The organism is Microcystis aeruginosa NIES-843, from assembly GCF_000010625.1.
Lineage (GTDB): Bacteria > Cyanobacteriota > Cyanobacteriia > Cyanobacteriales > Microcystaceae > Microcystis > Microcystis aeruginosa.
Window position 1 is genome coordinate 673,608 of sequence record NC_010296.1, and the last position, 18,365, is coordinate 691,972.

12 protein-coding genes and 3 pseudogenes are annotated in these 18,365 nt (G+C 39.7%); all 15 read left to right on the forward strand.

From position 1 onward, the window contains the following. The first annotated feature begins 161 nt into the window (after positions 1–161). The 15 genes and pseudogenes from MAE_RS03475 to MAE_RS03545 all read left to right on the forward strand — a co-directional run bounded on the left by MAE_RS03475 (position 162) and on the right by MAE_RS03545 (position 18,181). Positions 162–2,303 (forward strand): hypothetical protein, encoded by a 2,142-nt coding sequence (locus MAE_RS03475; protein WP_012264336.1) that lies wholly within the window; start codon positions 162–164, stop codon positions 2,301–2,303. 17 nt (positions 2,304–2,320) lie between these two features. Further along, positions 2,321–4,480, forward strand: coding sequence for a hypothetical protein (locus tag MAE_RS03480; RefSeq protein WP_012264337.1), 2,160 nt, complete (start codon positions 2,321–2,323; stop codon positions 4,478–4,480). Positions 4,481–4,492: 12 nt separating this feature from the next. Next, a pseudogene (locus MAE_RS03485) lies at positions 4,493–5,827 on the forward strand (O-linked N-acetylglucosamine transferase, SPINDLY family protein); the annotation flags it as partial. A gap of 114 nt (positions 5,828–5,941) precedes the next feature. Beyond that, positions 5,942–6,799 (forward strand): IS5-like element ISMae4 family transposase, encoded by an 858-nt coding sequence (locus MAE_RS03490; RefSeq protein ID WP_012264339.1) that lies wholly within the window; start codon positions 5,942–5,944, stop codon positions 6,797–6,799. Positions 6,800–7,036: 237 nt separating this feature from the next. Then, positions 7,037–7,867, forward strand: a pseudogene (locus MAE_RS03495) (O-linked N-acetylglucosamine transferase, SPINDLY family protein); the annotation flags it as partial. 477 nt (positions 7,868–8,344) lie between these two features. Beyond that, positions 8,345–9,736 carry an NAD-dependent malic enzyme gene (locus MAE_RS03500; RefSeq protein WP_012264342.1) on the forward strand — a complete coding sequence of 464 codons (1,392 nt, stop codon included), beginning with the start codon at positions 8,345–8,347 and terminating at the stop codon, positions 9,734–9,736. A gap of 31 nt (positions 9,737–9,767) precedes the next feature. Next, entirely contained in the window at positions 9,768–10,502 is a 735-nt protein-coding gene (locus MAE_RS03505) for a M15 family metallopeptidase (protein ID WP_012264343.1), read from the forward strand. Positions 10,503–10,728: 226 nt separating this feature from the next. Beyond that, positions 10,729–11,073: a hypothetical protein gene (locus tag MAE_RS03510; RefSeq protein ID WP_002754005.1), complete on the forward strand. Its 345-nt coding sequence runs from the start codon at positions 10,729–10,731 to the stop codon at positions 11,071–11,073. A gap of 230 nt (positions 11,074–11,303) precedes the next feature. Further along, entirely contained in the window at positions 11,304–13,976 is a 2,673-nt protein-coding gene (locus MAE_RS03515) for a HEAT repeat domain-containing protein (RefSeq protein ID WP_012264344.1), read from the forward strand. Positions 13,977–14,000: 24 nt separating this feature from the next. Continuing rightward, the gene (locus MAE_RS03520; RefSeq protein ID WP_012264345.1) at positions 14,001–15,269 is read left to right on the forward strand and encodes an IS701-like element ISMae34 family transposase; all 1,269 of its coding nucleotides are present in this window, start codon (positions 14,001–14,003) and stop codon (positions 15,267–15,269) included. 17 nt (positions 15,270–15,286) lie between these two features. Continuing rightward, positions 15,287–16,735, forward strand: a pseudogene (locus MAE_RS34295) (HEAT repeat domain-containing protein); the annotation flags it as partial. Positions 16,736–16,840: 105 nt separating this feature from the next. Next, positions 16,841–17,104 (forward strand): type II toxin-antitoxin system Phd/YefM family antitoxin, encoded by a 264-nt coding sequence (locus MAE_RS03530; RefSeq protein WP_002750215.1) that lies wholly within the window; start codon positions 16,841–16,843, stop codon positions 17,102–17,104. After that, a complete protein-coding gene (locus tag MAE_RS03535) occupies positions 17,104–17,412 on the forward strand; it encodes a type II toxin-antitoxin system RelE family toxin (RefSeq protein ID WP_002750216.1) in 309 nt (102 codons plus the stop codon). Before MAE_RS03530 ends, MAE_RS03535 begins: the two co-directional genes overlap by 1 nt. A gap of 48 nt (positions 17,413–17,460) precedes the next feature. Next, positions 17,461–17,670, forward strand: coding sequence for a hypothetical protein (locus tag MAE_RS03540; RefSeq protein ID WP_041803766.1), 210 nt, complete (start codon positions 17,461–17,463; stop codon positions 17,668–17,670). Position 17,671: 1 nt separating this feature from the next. Then, a complete protein-coding gene (locus tag MAE_RS03545) occupies positions 17,672–18,181 on the forward strand; it encodes a HEAT repeat domain-containing protein (protein WP_041803768.1) in 510 nt (169 codons plus the stop codon). Positions 18,182–18,365 lie beyond the last annotated feature (184 nt).

The window sequence follows — 18,365 nt, forward strand, 5'->3', positions numbered from 1 at the left end:
ACCCTAAAACCCCAAAACCCTAACACCCTAACACCCCCCGCAACGCGCACGCAGTGACCACCCCAAAACCCAACCCCTGAGCGACTGATAAATTTTACTTATATAGAAAAATTTTGCTTCTATTTGGGTACGCTAGTAGAGACACTTAACGATAAATACTTATGTCTTGGCATTCCCAAGTTGAACCGGCAATTATCCAAGGGGATTTCTGGCAAGTTAGCCAGTTTTACGAAGAACTGATAGAAAGAGAACCCCTAGAAATTAGTCATTATTGGTATTTAGGATTAGCCTATCTTTTAGAAGCTAGGGAAGAAGAAGCACAAACCACATGGTTATTCGTCCTCAGTCAAGGGGATGAAGGGGAAATGACTGCGTGGACAGCAGATTTAGTCAATATTTTGGATGGGGAAGCGCGCAGACAATTAGAGTTAGGCAATTTAGAAACCAGTTGGTTAATTCGAGGACATATTCGCGAGATTAGTCCCGATAATATTGATAATTTACTGCGGTTTATTTTATTAGCAATTAATTTGAATTATTTTGAAAAAGAGCAGTTAAAAACTTGGTTATTTGTCGATGTGTTAAAAATCAATGATTTCCAGAGTCTAGAGTTAAGTTTATTAGCAGAAGTTTTAGAAAAATTTCTCGATTATCAGATACCAGAAACTGTCCCTTACTTAGAGGCAATATTTCAATCTAACTGTCAGCGAAAAACTTTCATCAAAGTAGTAGAAGCTAAATTACCTTCTCTAGCCATACCATTGGCTATTGATATTATTAATACTTGTTTAGCAGTAGAACCAGGGCAAATTTATCTGTTAGCTGAACTGTATCAATGTTATTTTTATAATCGAGATTTTGCTGCTGCTATGCAAGTAGCTAGTCAATTAAAAACAAGTTGTCAAGGGTTGCCTTCTCAAGCTGTAGCTGATTTTCTTGCTCTTTATGTCAAATTATTTAGTGGTAATTGGGTCGATATTAAGGCAGATGTTGAAGAATATACAGAATCCTTGCAAAAAAGTATCACTAATCGAGAATGTCCACGATTATTGGATGCACCATCCCTAGCAATTTTATCCCCTCTAGTTTACCTAGAAGATAACCCACGAAAAAACCGTTACATTAGTAATTGTGTTGGTCAACTTTTTCAGGAATATGTTTGCAATAATTATAAGGGTAATTTTCTTCACAAATCGACCATTAAAGATACCAATAAAGTTCTAAAAATTGGCTATATTGCCCATACTTTATATAATCATTCTATCGGATTAATTTCTAGGTGGTTAATGAAGTATCATGACTATAATGAGTTTCATGTCTCTTTATACTTAGTATCTCAACAAGAAGATTATATCACTGAAAATTTTTTTAAAAATCAGGTAAATGCTTGCTATAACTTACCGATTGATCCTCAAATGATTGCTGAAAAAATTAGTGAAGATAATATTGATATTTTGGTAGATTTAGACAGTATCACTAATAACACAACTTGCCAAGTCATGGCACTAAAACCCGCACCAGTACAAGTGACTTGGTTAGGTTTTGATGCGTCAGGAATTCCTGCAATTGATTACTATCTTGCTGATAATTACGTTTTACCAGCAGATGCACAGGAATATTACCGAGAAAAAATTTGGCGCTTACCTAATTCCTATATTTGTGTGGATGGTGTCGAGGTTGCTTACCCCTCTCTCCGAAGAGATGATTTAGGGATTCCAGAGGATGCAATTAATTACTTAACCGTACAAACGGGGGTTAAACGTAACCCTGAAACTATTCGACTTCAGCTACAAGTTTTAAAGGCAGTTCCTCATAGTTATTTGAGTATTCAAGGGTTAAGTGATGCTAAATCAGTAGAAAAATTATTTTTCAAAGTTGCCGAGGAAGAAGGAATTAATTATGAGAGATTAAAAATCTTCCCTCTCTATCCCACGGGAATTTATCGAGCAAATTTAAGGATAGCTGATGTGGTTTTAGATACCTATCCTTTTACGGGAGGAATGACGACTTTAGATGTGCTGTGGATGGGGATACCTTTAGTTACAAAAGTTGGTCAACAATGGTCATCGAGAAATAGTTATACTTTAATGGTTAATGCGGGAATTAGTGAGGGTATTGCTTGGAGTGATGAGGAGTATATCGACTGGGGGATTAAGTTAGGTAAGGATGAAAACCTGAGACGCAAAGTTATCGCTAAATTAGATGAATCTAGACAAACTTCCCCGATTTGGAATGCACGTCAGTTTACTAAAGATATGGAAAATGCCTATCGTCAAATGTGGCAAATCTATTGTGAAAGTTAATCAGGGAGAATTAAACCATGTCTTGGCAAAATGAAGTTAAAACCGCTTTAGAAAACAATCAATACGATATTGTTAGTCAGTTTTACGAAGAACTGATAGAAAGAGAAACCACAGAAATTAGTTATTATTGGTATTTAGGATTATCCTATCTTTTGCAAGGAAGAGAAGAAGAAGCACAAGCTACTTGGTTATTTGTCTTCACTCAAGGAGATGAACAGGAAACCGAGTCATGGCTGCTAGAATTAAGCAATATTTTAACTACCGAAGCTAACCGACAAATAGAGTTAAAAAATCTAGAAATCTCTTGGTTAATTCGTAAACATCTACAGGAAATTAATCCCAGTTATCTCGATAATTTACTGCACTTAACCCTCGTTGAAATTAAATTAAATAGATTTGATCCTCAACAACTGCAAGAATGGCAAATACTAGAATTAATTACTCAGGGTTCAGTTAACTCTCAATTATTGGAACGGGTAGTAATTGCCCTCATACCTTACACCCATAAATATACCATAGAATTAGTTCGGCTAAGTTTACCCTATCTGTCGAATTCTTTAAAACTTCTGGATCATATTTTAAAAATTACTCGTCAGGTAGCGTTTCAAAAAAAACTACCTCTTTATTCGGTAGATTTGGCGGAAGCTTTTTTACCACTTTATCCCGAAAGTTGGTACTTACAAGTTAATTTATTTTGGTTTTATATCTCTTCAGATGACTATGACAAAGCAATAAATTTAGCAAATAAGTTGAAAAAGAAAAGTCAGACAATTGATTTGAAAATGTTTAGTCAATCTCTCCTCTTTAATGGCTCTTTACGAGCCTCAAAATGGAATGACATTCCTAGTATTTGTCAAGAGTATAAACACTTAATTAGAGAATTTCTAGAACAAAACCCCCAAGATATACATCCCTTAGTTAGAGAAAATTTACTAACAGTTATGAATCCGATTTCCTACTATGAAGATAACCCGAAAGAGAATCGACCGCTTTTAAGTCAGATTGGCAGTTTTTTTCAAACAACCTACAAAGAAATGCTGGGTTTTCAAGAGGAAAGTTTTGACAAACCGAGAGAAGATAATGCCAATAAAAAACTTAAAATTGGTTACATTGCCCAAAGCTTAAAACGTCATCCCGTGGGTTTATTGAGTCGTTGGACTATTAATTATCACAATCGTGAGCAGTTTGATATTCACCTTTATATGGTGAGTCAACCTGTGGATGAAATCACTAAACAATGGTTTTCTAATCCCGCAGATAAAATCTATCATGCTACTGCTGATTCCTTAGTAACCTATCGCAAAATTAAAGAAGATAACATCGATATTCTTGTGGATTTAGATAGTGGTACTGGGGCAATCGTTGCCAAAGTTATTGCCTTAAAACCTGCTCCTATTCAAGTTAACTGGTTAGGTTTTGATGGTTCCGGTTTACCCGCAGTAGATTATCTTTTAGCGGATCCTTATGTACTACCAGAAAATGCCCAAGAATATTATCAAGAAAAAATCTGGCGTTTACCTGATGCTTTTGTTGCTGTGGATGGTTTTGAAATAGCCGTTCCTACCCTGCGAAGAGAAGATTTAGGTATTAATAATGATGCGGTTATTTATCTAAGTTCTCAAACGGCAATTAAGCGTAATCCTGCGATGATTCGCTTACAAATGCAAATCATCAAATCCGTACCTAATAGTTATTTCCTGATTCAAGGAGTTGCTGATGATAATTCCCTCTGGGATTTATTCTGTCAAATTGCCGCAGAAGTTGGGGTAGAAACTAATCGAATTAAGATGCTTCCTCTCTATCAGACGGAAACCTACAGGGCAAATTTAGCCATCGCTGATGTGGTTTTGGACACCTATCCCTTTAACGGTGGTACAACCACCCTAGAAACCCTCTGGATGGGAATTCCTCTGGTGGTTAAAGTGGGGCAACAATGGTCATCACGCAACGGTTATACTTTAATGATGAATGCGGGAATAACTGAGGGTATATCTTGGAGTGATGAGGAATATGTGCAGTGGGGAATTAAGTTAGGATTGGATAGAAATTTAAGAGAAGAAGTCCGTTGGAAACTCCGAAAGTCTCGTCATACATCTCCCCTCTGGAATGCCAAACAATTTACCAGAGATTTAGAAACTGCTTATCGGCAAATGTGGAATATTTATTGTCAATCTTAGCGGATAAAAACTATGCAATGGCATCAAGACACACAAACCAACTTAAACGACAACAATTATCAACTGGTGGTGCAGTTTTATGAACAATTAATTGAAAACAATTCTCCAGCAATTGAGGATTATTTTTATCTAGGATTAGCCTATCTTTTACAAGATAGAGAAGAAGACGCGCAAGCTACTTGGTTACTGGTGTTGAGTCAAGCAGCCGAATCAGAATTATCGGGGTGGATAGAAACTTTAACTCAAATCTTAGATGCAGAGGCAACCAGACAAGAAAATTCCCAAAGACTAGAGACAAGCTATCTAATTCGATTGCATCTACAAAACCTTAATCCTAGTTTTTTAAATAATCTCCTGCATCTGATGGAATTAGAAATACAATTCCAAAATTTTGCTATGGAAAAGTGCAATGATTGGTGTGTATTTGAACTGTTAGAGAATACAGCTACAGCAGCAATTAATCTTGATTTACTGCTGGGAGTGACAGAAAAAGTTTTAATCTACCCCTGCACTAATACCATCCACTTTTTAGAATTAGCAGCCTTACATATCAATAATCCAGAAATAATTGCGGCCAAAGTTATCTCAGCAATTGTCAATTATGCTTATCAACAAAAGCAAAGTGTATTTGCCATTAATTTAGTAGAACTTTGTTTGCGCTTTCTACCAGAGGATTTATACTTACAAAATAGTTTGTTTAATCTTTATAAAACCACCACTGTTGACTATAAAAAATCTCTAGAAATTGCCGAAAATTTTTATAAAAATTGCCAGACAACTACTGAAAAGCTCTTGGGAATTTCTCTAGTGATTGGTATTTTACAAGCTAAGGGAGACTGGGGAAATTTACCTAAATTTATCGATGAATTAATACAACTAATCGAGGGACAAATTAATGCCGAACAATTTAATGCACTTCCCTTTATTATCGACTCTATTTTGGGAGTTACTAGCTGTCTTCCCTACTATCAAGATAATCCCAAAATTAATCGCTATTTACAAAGTAAACTAGCGGAAATTTTTCAAGCAGATGTAAGAACCCGCTATAACTATATTGCTCCTGTTTATTATCCAAAATCTCCAGCAAGAAAAATAAAAATTGGTTATATTGCCCATACTCTCCGTCGTCATTCTGTGGGTTGGTTAAGTCGCTGGTTATTTCACTATCATAATCGAGATAAATTTGAAATTTACACCTATTTTGTCACCCAAGCAGCAGACGAAATTACTCAAAAATGGTTTAAGAATAACTCAGATTATAGCTATAACTTGCCAGCAAAAATTGAACAAATAACTGCCCAAATTCGTCAAGACAAATTAGATATTTTAGTGGATATTAGACCTCTTGCATAATTTTTTTATGGTATAATATAAGGTTTTGCTTTTTTCTCAATTCTTAGATTGAAGTGGAAAAAAGAATAAAATGTGATCTTAGGTCAGGAAATCATCTATAATTTTGCTATGTTTATTAGCAAAATTATGGATTATCAAAACTTATCAGATGAACAATTCAAACGCCGTTTCGGTGTGTATAAACAAACCTATAGAAAGATGGTAGAATCAGTAAAAAGTGTTGAAGCCGACTCTAATTCACCATCTAAAAGGGGACCGAAACCTAAACTATCTATAGAAGAACAAGTTTTAGTAACGTTAGAATATTGGCGAGAATATAGAACATATTTTCACATTGGTACAAGCTGGGAACTATCAGAATCAACTATATGTCGGATTGTAAATAAGACGGAAAAAATGCTTTTACAATCGGGAAACTTCCGTTTAAAAGGAAAAAAAGCTTTACTCAATCAAGCAGAGATACCGGTCATAACGGTAATGGATGTAACGGAAACTCCCATTGAACGCCCCCAAAAGAAACAGAAAGATTTTTTTTCGGGTAAAAGAGGTTATCATACTTTAAAATCCCAATTAGTAGCTGATCAAAATACAAAGGAAATTATCTGTGTCTTTTGTGGGAAAGGTAGAGGTCATGATTTTAGTTTATTTAAAAAAAGTCGAGTTCGTTTTCATCCTTTAACTACCAGCATAGAAGACAGTGGTTATCAGGGAATAGCTGCATACCATAGTAATAGTTATACACCGAAAAAGAAATCGAAAAATAGAAAATTAACAGAGTTAGAAAAAGAGTATAACAAGGCTTTAGCCAAAGAAAGGATTATCATTGAACATATAAATAGGAAACTCAAAATCTTTAAAATCTTATCCTGTAAATATCGGAATCGTCGTCGAAGATATAGTTTAAGAGTTAACTTGTTGGCGGCTATTTATAACTGTGAGTTAGGGATAGGTATAGCAGCTTCTTAAAAGTTGCCTAAAGATTAATCAAGTCAAGGAGAATTTATTCTCAATTTTTATAATTGAGATAGTTTGTGCCGCTTAAATAAAGAGGTTTTGATAACCAAATTAAAGCAGCTCTAAAGAGTTTTGAGTTAAAAGTTAAACTTCAAGTTTTCATTCAGGACAAATGTACTGATTAACTAATTTTTTGGGGAAAATTAGTTAACCCATCATTATAACATATAATTAATTTGCAAGAGTTCTATTGATAGCTTAACCAATAATACAACTTATCTAGTAATGGCCTTAAAACCAGCACCGATACAGGTAACTTGGTTAGGATTAGATGCGTCGGGAATCCCTGCGATTGATTATTTTATTGCCGATAACTACGTTTTACCCGAAAATGCTGAAGAAATTTATTCAGAAAAAATCATCCGACTTCCTAACTCTTATTTATCCGTGGATGGTTTTGAAGTGGGTGTTCCCACTAGGAGAAGAACTGATTTAAATATTCCCGATGACGCTATTATTTATCTGACCGTGCAATCGGGATTAAAACGCACCTTAAACATGATTTGTCTGCAATTGCAGATTCTCCAACAGGTTCCTAATAGCTATATCTTAATCAAAGGTTTTGCCGACAAAGAAACCATTCGAGAATTATTTCTCAAAAGTGCCGACGAATTGGGAATTAGTCAAGATAGATTAAGATTTTTGCCCAATGATTTCAATGAGGAAACCCATCGCGCTAATCTAGGAATTGCTGATATAGTTCTCGATACCTATCCCTATAGTGGTGCTACCACAACCCTAGAAACCCTCTGGATGGGGATTCCTTTAGTCACTAGGGTTGGTGAACAATTTGCAGCCCGCAATAGCTATACTTTTATGAAAAATGCCGGCATTAGTCAGGGTATAGCTTGGAGTGATGAAGAATATGTGCAGTGGGGAATTAAGTTAGGATTAGATGAAAATTTAAGGGAAGAAGTCCGTTATCAATTACGTCAATCTCGTCATACATCTCCCCTCTGGAATGCCAAACAATTTACCAGAGATTTAGAAACTGCTTATCAACAAATGTGGAATATTTAGGGTGCATCTCATTTTTGTCAATCTACTAAGTTGGGATTTTTAAGGGAAAACTCTCTTTTAAAATTGGGCTTTACTTCCGATTTTATCGCTCAATCCAAGCTTTTGGGGGGTTCTACCCCCCAAACCCCTAGGGTTGATTCATAGTAGGGTTGATTCATGAATCAACCCTACCCAAACCCCCCGTTGGGGGCGTGGCGCCGCCCCCAAACCCCGGAGCGCATTAGTTTTTCGGTGGGCTGCTTACAGGTAGTTGTTAATACTTTTGTACGCATTTGAGAGTGACTGATAATTGCTGATTGTCGGTATTTTTGCAAATGTGAGATGCAGCCTTCCTACCTTCTCCCCACACCCCACACCCCGCTCCCCTGGTGTTAGGCCCAGAGAGACCCTAATAGCTAAAGAAACTGCGCGATTAGATACCAAAGTCCTTCACAGATAGAAGATAATCAATATTTATCAGTATTGGAAGCCTTCAGCATGGTTCATTTAACGCCCAATCCTAGCTATAGTTTAAGTCTCAAGATAGAAATCCCCAATCAAGCGGGAACCTTCGCTTCTGTCCTCAATGCGATCGCCGATGTCGGGGGTAATTTAGGGCAAATTTCTCTGATCGAACGCAATTTAAAGATTAGCACCAGAGAAGTGATGGTTGATGCCGCTAGTACCGACCAAGCGGAACAGATTATCGCCGCGGTTAAAGCTCTACCGGATGTTAAACTCCTGAAAGTTTCCGATCGCACCTTCGATCTCCATCGTCGGGGTAAAATCTCCATTGAGAGTCGTATTCCCCTCACCTCCCAAGATGACCTGGCCATGGCCTACACCCCCGGAGTTGGTCGCATCTGCACCGCTATCGCCCACGACCCCGAACAAGTGTACTCATTGACCATCAAGGGCAACACCGTCGCTGTAGTTACCGATGGTAGCGCGGTATTAGGATTAGGAAATCTCGGGCCAGAGGCTGCCCTACCAGTAATGGAAGGGAAGGCAATGTTATTCAAGGAATTCGCCGGAATTGATGCTTTTCCCATCTGTTTAGCCACCCAAGACCCCGAAGAAATCATCGCAACCGTCAAAAGAATCGCTCCGGTTTTTGGGGGTATTAACCTAGAGGATATCGGCGCTCCACGCTGTTTTGAAATCGAGAAACGTCTGCGAGCGGAATTAAATATTCCCGTTTTCCACGATGATCAACACGGTACAGCGATCGTTTCCCTGGCTGCCCTGATTAATGCCCTCAAATTTGTCAAAAAATCGCTTGATACAGTCAAAATCGTCATTAATGGTGCGGGTGCAGCGGGAATCGCCATCGCTACTCTCTTTAAAACCGCAGGAGCTACAAATATAATCCTCTGTGATTCCCTTGGTATCCTCTCCCAAAAACGGGACGATTTAACCCCAGAAAAACAAGCTTGGGCCGTAGCCGCCAGTGGTAAGCTAGGTGATGCTCTTAAAGGCGCTGATGTCTTCCTGGGGGTGAGTGTACCGGGGGTATTGACTCCCGAAATGGTCAAGGGAATGGCTAAAGATGCGATCGTGTTTGCCATGGCTAATCCGATTCCCGAAATTCAACCGGAATTAATCAATGATTTGGTGGCAGTGGTGGCTACCGGACGCAGCGATTATCCCAATCAGATCAATAATGTTCTCGCTTTCCCCGGATTATTTCGCGGGGCCTTGGACTGTCGCGCTAGGGCAATCACCGATAATATGTATCTGGAAGCGGCCAAAGCGATCGCTTCTTTGATCACTCCTGCTAATCTCAATCGAGAGAATATTATTCCCTCGGTTTTTGATAGTCGTGTAGTTACGGCTGTGGCCGCCGCCGTTCAACACGCTGCTCGTCAAGATGGAGTGGCCGGGGAATAATGTAATTATCTTGCAGGAGGGTAAGTAAACCGTGAAACCGATCGATGATATTCCCGAAGCTTTGCGGGACAGCCAGTACAGAAAAACTACTAATCCTAATGGTCTAATAGCGATCGCAAGCGGTTTACTCGCTCTGGTGGGAACCGGCATAATTGCCCTAGCAGTCTTGAATCGTCCCCCTGCTACCGTAAAAAAACCGGTTATTAACCCCTCCCCCCTGATTAAAGCCACTCCTAGCCCCATTGAGAACATTCTAGGTCATTTACCCTATGAAGAGGCTCCAGAGACGGAATTAGCCCCCATTACTGGGGATGGTGCTATGCGTTTAAGGAAACCGGCAGCCAAAGCTTTTATCCAGATGCAGAGTGACGCGAGGAGGTCGGGGGTGATTTTAATGCCGATTTCCGCATTTCGATCGAAAGCAACCCAAGACAAGCTCTTTTTTGAAGTTAAAGAACAACGCAATCAGGAAACCCGCAAACGAGCAGAAGTGAGCGCACCTCCGGGTTACAGCGAACATCATACCGGTTATGCGATCGATATTGGCGATGGTCGCGCTCCCGCAACAAATTTAAGTAGCAGTTTTGCTAATACTGCCGCTTTTCGTTGGTTGCAAAATAACGCTGCCCAGTATAGTTTCGAGTTATCTTTCCCTGAAAATAATCTCCAGGGTATTAATTATGAACCCTGGCACTGGCGTTTTGTCGGGGATAGTCACAGTTTAGAAACTTTTTATAAAGCCCAACAATTAGGAAAACAAAAATAAGATAACCTTATCGGCAATTGCGTCCTGTAGGGGCGAAGCATTCGGACAATAACCTATCGCTGAAACCAGAGATTTTCTATCCGAATGCTTCGCCCGTACTTTTTCAACTTTTTAGAAAACCCAACAATTAGGAAAACAAAAATAAGATAACCTTATCGGCGATCGATGGCATTTTCTGGAATTAATTACTAAAATAGGATTATATTGTATTGTGAGTGTTTCTAATATGTCCAAGCCGGTAGAATACTTAACAAATGAGCAAGGGGAACGAGTTGGGGTTTTATTAGACTGGAACACCTATTCTCGATTTGCCAATTCATTAGGACTCGATGAAGATTGTTTGATTGGTTTGAGTGTGGATGAATTAAAAGCGCTGGCAAGTTGTCAATTGTCCCTCGTAGAGCAAACCCGTTTAGATGATTTAGTGACGAGAAATGCAGAATCTTTACTCTGCGCTGATGAAGTAGCTGAGTTAGATGAGTTGTTGGCAAAAACAGATCAATTAACAATTCTTAAAACTCGTGCCAGATATACGCTAAAGTGCTTGGAACAAGGTACGACAGCAGCGTGAGTGTTTATATTCGGATGGGGTTTTCCCGGTCTGACAGGAGAGAGGGATGCAGAAACTCCGATTCTATCTTGTAAGTCATGACCAAATCTTCTTAGCCTACAATTAAAAATAAGCAAGGTAGGGTTGATTCATAGTAGGGTTGATTCATGAATCAACCCTACCCCTGCTAGGGGTTGGGGGGTTGCCTTTTTCCTCGTCTCAACAGGTAATTTAAATACTTGACAGCATCAATGATTGACTGGACTCCCTATCTCAAATCAATCTCGGACTCGGAAAAGTACGCCCAGTGGGAGACATTTTACACCCTCACGGACGTAGAGGGAAAAACACGCCCAGCGAAAACTGCACCTTTGCTAAGGGATTTGTGGGTACAGACGATTGAAAAAGAACCACAAAACCGACAAGAAAGACCAGAAAGACCAGAAAAAACCGAAAGATTCACGGTTTTAGATGGTTTACGCAAGTATGCAACTAATCACGTTCTTTTAAAAGGTCGTCCCGGTTCAGGAAAATCGACCGCTTTAGCCAGATTATTATTAGAAGAATCCGTAGCGGTGCAAAGCTTGCGCCTAAATCAACAAAATCAGGCTAAAATCATTCAAATTCCCATTCTCATCGAATTACGCTTGTATGAAACCTCAATTCTTGATTTAATTTTACAATTCCTGAAACGCCATAAATTAATTATTGATAGTAATACCCTAGAAAGTTGGCTGTTAGAAAATCAGAATTTTAGACCATTATTATTATTTGATGGTATCAATGAATTGCCCTCGGAAGCTGCGCGACAGAATTTAAAAAACTTTCGCCAGCAGTATGCAGAAATTTCGATGATTTTCACCACAAGGGATTTAGGCAGCGACGACTTAGATATTGAAAAAAAGCTGGAAATGCTCCCCCTGAGCGAAGCACAGATGCGGGATTTTGTCAAGGTCTATTTGCCCGAAAAAGGCGAAGAAATGCTTAAACAGTTGGGAAATCGTCTCAAGGAATTTGGCCAGACTCCTCTGCTTTTGTGGATGCTTTGTTCAGTTTTTGATAATAATCAGAACAAAATTCCTGCTAATTTAGGCTTAGTTTTCCAGATTTTTACAGGAATTTATGACAAGAAATTAAAAGCAGATGTTCCTACTTACCAAGAATCGCGGGATTGGTGGCGAGAATTGCTGCAAGTGTTAGCTTGGAAAATGAACCAAGGGGAGTCAAAAACTGAGATTCAGGTGGCTATTTCCCGAACAGAAGCAGAGGAAGAATTAAGCAAATTTATAAAAAATAAAGGATTCCCAGAATATTACAGTAAGCAGTGGTTAGAAGATTTATTGAAATATCATCTAATTCACCTAGAAGGTAATGATAAAATTGCTTTTCGCCACCAACTGATTCAAGAATATTACACGGCTGAGGAATTAAAGAAAAAGTTACCCCATCTCAGGGATGAGCAGTTACAGTGGGACTATTTAAATTATCTCAAATGGACGGAACCTATGGCGTTGCTGCTGGGGTTATTGGATAATGAAACCCAAGCAAAACGGGTGGTTAAATTAGGGTTAGAGATTGATTTAAAATTAGGAGCGAGGTTAGCAGGAGAAGTCAACTTTAAGTTTCAAAAGCAGACAGTGGGGTTAGTGCTGCGGTTGGATGTACCAAAACGGTTTAAGGTGGAGTTATTGGGATTAACAAAGTCTAATGAAGTTGTTAATGAGTTAAGTCAAGCTTTAAAAGACTCTGATGAGGATGTTCGTCGGAACGCAGCCGAGGCTTTGGGTGAAATTGGCTCGGAAAAAGCCATTCCGGGATTAATCAAGGCTTTAGAAGACTCTGATGATGATGTTCGTAGGAAGGCAGCCGAGGCTTTGGCTGAGATTGGCTCAGAAACAGCCATTCCGGGGTTACTCAAGGCTTTAAAAGACTCTGATAGGTATGTTCGTAGGAGTGCAGCCGAGGTTTTGGCTGAGATTGGCTCAGAAACAGCCATTGCGGGATTAATCAAGGCTTTAGAAGACTCTGATAGGTTTGTTCGTAGTAGGTATGTTCGTAGGAGAGCCGCCGCGGCTTTGGGTAAAATTGGCACAGAAACAGCCATTGCGGGATTAATCAAGGCTTTAGAACACTCTGATGGGGATGTTCGTTTCCAGGCAGCATTCGCTTTGGGTAAGATTGGCTCAGAAACAGCTATTCCGGAGTTACTCAAGGCTTTAGAACACTCTGATGATGATGTTCGTGGGGAGGCAGCCGAGGCTTTGGCTGAGATTGGCACAGAAACAGCCATTCCGGGATTACTCAAGGCTTTAGAAGACTCTGATGTGTTTGTTCGTAGGAAGGCAGCCTTCGCTTTGGGTAAGATTGGTTCAGAAACAGCCATTCCGGGATTACTCAAGGCTTTAGAAGACTCTAATCAGTATGTTCGTAGCAACGCAGCCTTCGCTTTGGGTAAGATTGGTTCAGAAACAGCCATTCCGGGATTACTCAAGGCTTTAGAAGACTCTAATCAGTATGTTCGTAGCAACGCAGCCTTCGCTTTGGGTGAAATTGGCTCAGAAACAGCCATTCCGGGATTACTCAAGGCTTTAGAAGACTCTGATGAGGATGTTCGTAGCAACGCAGCCTTCGCTTTGGGTGAAATTGGCTCGGAAACAGCCATTGCGGGGTTACTCAAGGCTTTAGAAGACTCTAATCAGTATGTTCGTAGCAACGCAGCCTTCGCTTTGGGTGAAATTGGCTCAGAAACAGCCATTCCGGGATTACTCAAGGCTTTAGAAGACTCTGATGAGGATGTTCGTAGCAACGCAGCCTTCGCTTTGGGTGAAATTGGCTCGGAAACAGCCATTGCGGGGTTACTCAAGGCTTTAGTGGGACTTAAACGCCAAATAAAGATCAAATCGAGTATAATCGTTAAAGAGTAAGCACTTTACGTTGAAAGATCAGCGATGAAAGAGACAACCCCAGCCGCGATGCCCCCATGCTTTGACCGATGGTGTCGGCGGTTTGACAATTGCTTCAAAAACGAAGCGCAAAAAAACGGCTTCAGACAATATTTAGGAGGATTATTAGGGGAAAGTGAGCGGAAAAACCTCACTCAAATGGCCAATAATGCCGTCGGAGTAGTTTATAACCGATTACATCACTTTTTGACCGAATCTCCCTGGTCAGACCGTCAGGTGAATGAATGTCGGTTGCAAGTGATGAACCAATGCCGCCAGACGCAAATCCCCCGAGGATTTTCCCTGATTGTCGATGACTCAGGACATCGAAAAAGTGGCAATCTGACCGCCGGAGTTGGCAGGCAGTACCTAGGAGAAATTGGCAAGACAGACAACGGAATAGTCGCCGTCACTACCCATCTCTACGACGGCAAAAAAAGTGTCCCCCTAGACATTGAAATTTATCAACCGGCTAGTTCCTTAGCCGAGGGGAAAGAAGACAAAGAATTTAAGAAGAAACCAGAGATAGCGATAGATTTAATTGACCGGAGCTTAACCAGAGGCTATCGACCGAAAATCGTCTTAATAGATGCTGGTTATGGCAACAACACAAATTTTCTCAAAGCCCTGGAAGAAAGAAAGCTAAAATACTTAGGAGGATTGGCAAAAAATCGAAAAGTAATTATTGAAAAAGAAGGGGGTGTGGAAGAAACAATCCAGCTTGAGCAACTAGCAAAAAGCCTATCAGAAAAGGATTGGGAGAAAATCACCCTAAATCTAGATAAAGAAAAAACGGTTTGGGTAGCGGTATTCAGAGCGAAAATATCTCAACTAGAAGGAGAAAGGAACTTGGCGATCGTCATGAATGCAAGTTCAATGGAAAAAGCCACAGAGGTGGACTATTTCATCACCAATGTAGTTGAGGCAGATACAGTAACAGCTTCGTGGATAGTGAGGACTTACACCGAAAGAAATTGGGTGGAAGTATTCTACCGAGAAGCCAAAGGATGGTTAGGGTTAAGGGAATATCAAGTCAGGGATAAACGAAGCTTACTTCGTCATTTTATCCTGGTGTTTTGTGCCTATACATTTATCCTGTGGCATAAGTTAACTGGGGGATTGCAAAGGCAGTGGGCGAATCGACCTTTAAACACTTTTGTGGAAGCCTTGGAAGCTTTTCGGACAGCGATGTCTTTCCGTTTCTTTGAGTGGCTGACCGAGAATCGGGATGTGTTTGCCGCTTACAAAGCCAGTTTAGGCTTTGTTTGGGCTTGAAATTTGTTTAAGTCCCATTAGAAGACTCTGATGATTATGTTGTTCGTTGGAGCGCAGCCGAGGCTTTGGCTGAGATTGGCACAGAAACAGCCATTCCGGGGTTACTCAAGGCTTTAGAAGACTATGATGATTATGTTCGTAGGAAGGCAGCCTTCGCTTTGGGTAAGATTGGTTCAGAAACAGCCATTCCGGGATTACTCAAGGCTTTAGAAGACTCTGATGAGGATGTTCGTCGGAACGCAGCCGAGGCTTTGGGTGAAATTGGCTCAGAAACAGCCATTCCGGGATTACTCAAGGCTTTAGAAGACTCTGATGATGATGTTCGTAGGAACGCAGCCTTCGCTTTGGGTAACATTGGCTCAGAAACAGCCATTCCGGAGTTACTCAAGGCTTTAGAAGACTCTGATGATTGGGATTGGTCTGGTAGGAACGCAGCCTTCGCCTTGGGTAATATTGGCTCAGAAACAGCCATTCCGGAGTTACTCAAGGCTTTAGAAGACTCTAATGAGTATGTTCGTGGGAAGGCAGCCGAGGCTTTGGGTAAAATTGGCTCGGAAACAGCCATTGGGGGGTTACTCAAGGCTTTAAAAGACTATGATGAGTATGTTTGTTGGAACGCAGTCGAGGCTTTGGGTAAGATTGGCTCAGAAGCGGCGATGACTGAACTTATCAAATGCCTGAAAAATCCTGATTTTGTCACATTAAATGATGGCTATACTCTCTCTCCAGCTAGAGAAGCACTAGACACAATTCAAAACAAACTTAAATACTATCACCCCCTCTCCCAACCCATGAATCAACAAGTTTACATCTCCTACAACTGGCAAGAAGACAGCAACGAAATGGCTAATCAACTCGTCCAAGCTTTTGCCGCTAAAGGAATTGAGATTATTCGGGATAAAACCCACACCAGCTATAAAGACTCCATCAAAAACTTTATGCGGCAAATTGGACAGGGGAAATGTGTCGTCGCCGTCATCAGCGATAGATACTTAAAATCAGAAAACTGTATGTTTGAATTAGTAGAAATTGCCAGAAATGGTGACTTTTATCAAAGAATATTCCCGATTATTTTACCAGATGCCAGAATTCATAAAGACTTGGAGCGCATAGACTACCTGAAATATTGGGAAGACGAAAAAGCAAAACTACAAGCAAAATACAAACAAATTGATTTAGCTAAAACTAATAGTATCATGGCGACATTAAACTTGTATGATGAAATCAGGGGCAATATTGATAATCTAACTAATATTCTTAAAGATATGAATACTCTCAATATCGACTTACACCGCCAATCGGAATTTGCAGCTATGATTCAAAAAGTAGAAACTAAACTTGCAGAGGATAGTCAAAAATTATCTAATCAATCTCCAGTCAAGTCAGAATCTAAATATACTATCCATGCCAAAAACGTCCAGATTATTGAAAAAGGTGATGGACAGATTCAGGATTCTAGTTCGTAGTTGTGCTTAAGCGGGTGCGTCTCGCATTTGCAGAAATACCGAAAACTTTTCGCCTTAAAAGGCGAGGTTTTAAACCCGATTTTTTGATAACTTTTAATTGCTGACATGACTAAATATCTAAACATTACTGAAACAGGACAAAAGCTGGTTGAATGGTCTGAGCAAATGACTGACGAACCTATTATTATTACCAAAGAAGGTCAACCCATTATGGTTGCCCTGAATTACGCTCAAATTGAATCTTGGTTGGAAACTCTTGATATTTTACAAGACAAAGAGTTTGCCGAAATCCTATCTGAAGCAATTCAACAGGATCAATCAGGACAAAGAATTACTTGGGAAGATGCTAAAAAACAACTCGGTTGGTAATGGAATATCAAATACAATTAATTCCTCTTGCTTTAAGCTTTTTATCTAAAATTACCGATAAACGCATTCAGCAAGAAATTCGCAAACGGATTGAAAAGCTAAAAATTGAACCAGATAAACAAGGTAAAGCCCTTTCAGGTAAACTTAAAGGATATCGTAGCGTTAGGGCAGTTGGTCAAAGATATCGGATTGTCTATCGTGTTGAAGAAGCTCAAATTATTGTTATTGTTATTGGAGTTGGAATTCGTAAACAAGGTGATAAAAAAGATATTTATGCCCTTCTTGAAAAATTAATTAATAATGAATAAAATATGGGTTATGACAGAACTGCTAAACCAATAGGTTCTTGCTGAATCGTGAGATATACACCTATTACTTTTTCAGAGATAGCCAGTTTTGGAGAGGATAGTCAAAATATTCCTGCTTCTTCTGAAAAAAACGCATCCCTATCATCTATTACCTATGATTTCAGAGGAGCTACCATTGGCAATTTAGCTCATAATGTGCAAGGAAGCCAACAGAATTATCCCCAGCAACCTAATAACAATAACCCAGAGAAAAAATAACATGGTTCAGCAACTTAATAACACCCAAATCGCCATCAATACTTTATTGAATAAACTCAACGATTCTCTCCCCCAGATCCGCGCTAAAGCTGCCGAAGCCTTGGGCAAAATTGGCAATAGCAGCCTTGCCGACACCTTAGTATCCCATTTAATAGGAGAAAATGATCTTAATGTTCGCCTAAATCTGATTCGAGCTTTAGGAGAAATTGGCAATGAATCCGCAATTCCTTATCTAGCTTCCTGCTTATCTGATACTAATCCCGATATTCGGATAATCACGGCGGAATCTATCGGAAAAATTGGTAGTGAAAAAGCAATATCCTATCTCATTCAATCCCTACAAGATACGGAAGTAAAAGTTCGTGTCACAGCCACAATTGCTTTAGGTGAAATTGGACTAGAAGATGTTATTCCTGATCTAGTAAATGTTTGTTCCGATGAAGATGATAGCGTTCGTTTCAGTGCTGTTGATGCCCTCGGTAAAATTGGCTCTCGTTATGCAGTAAACTGATATGAAATTGAGTACAGAATCCCTCGATTTAATTATCAGAACTCTTGCCAAAAGACTATTCACAGACAAGAACCCAAGTATTCGGATTAAAGCCGCTCAATCCTTATTTTGATCCCCCTAAATCCCCCTTTTCAAGGGGGAATTGAATTCGACGTATCGCTTTCATTCAGAGAAATGTTCTCAG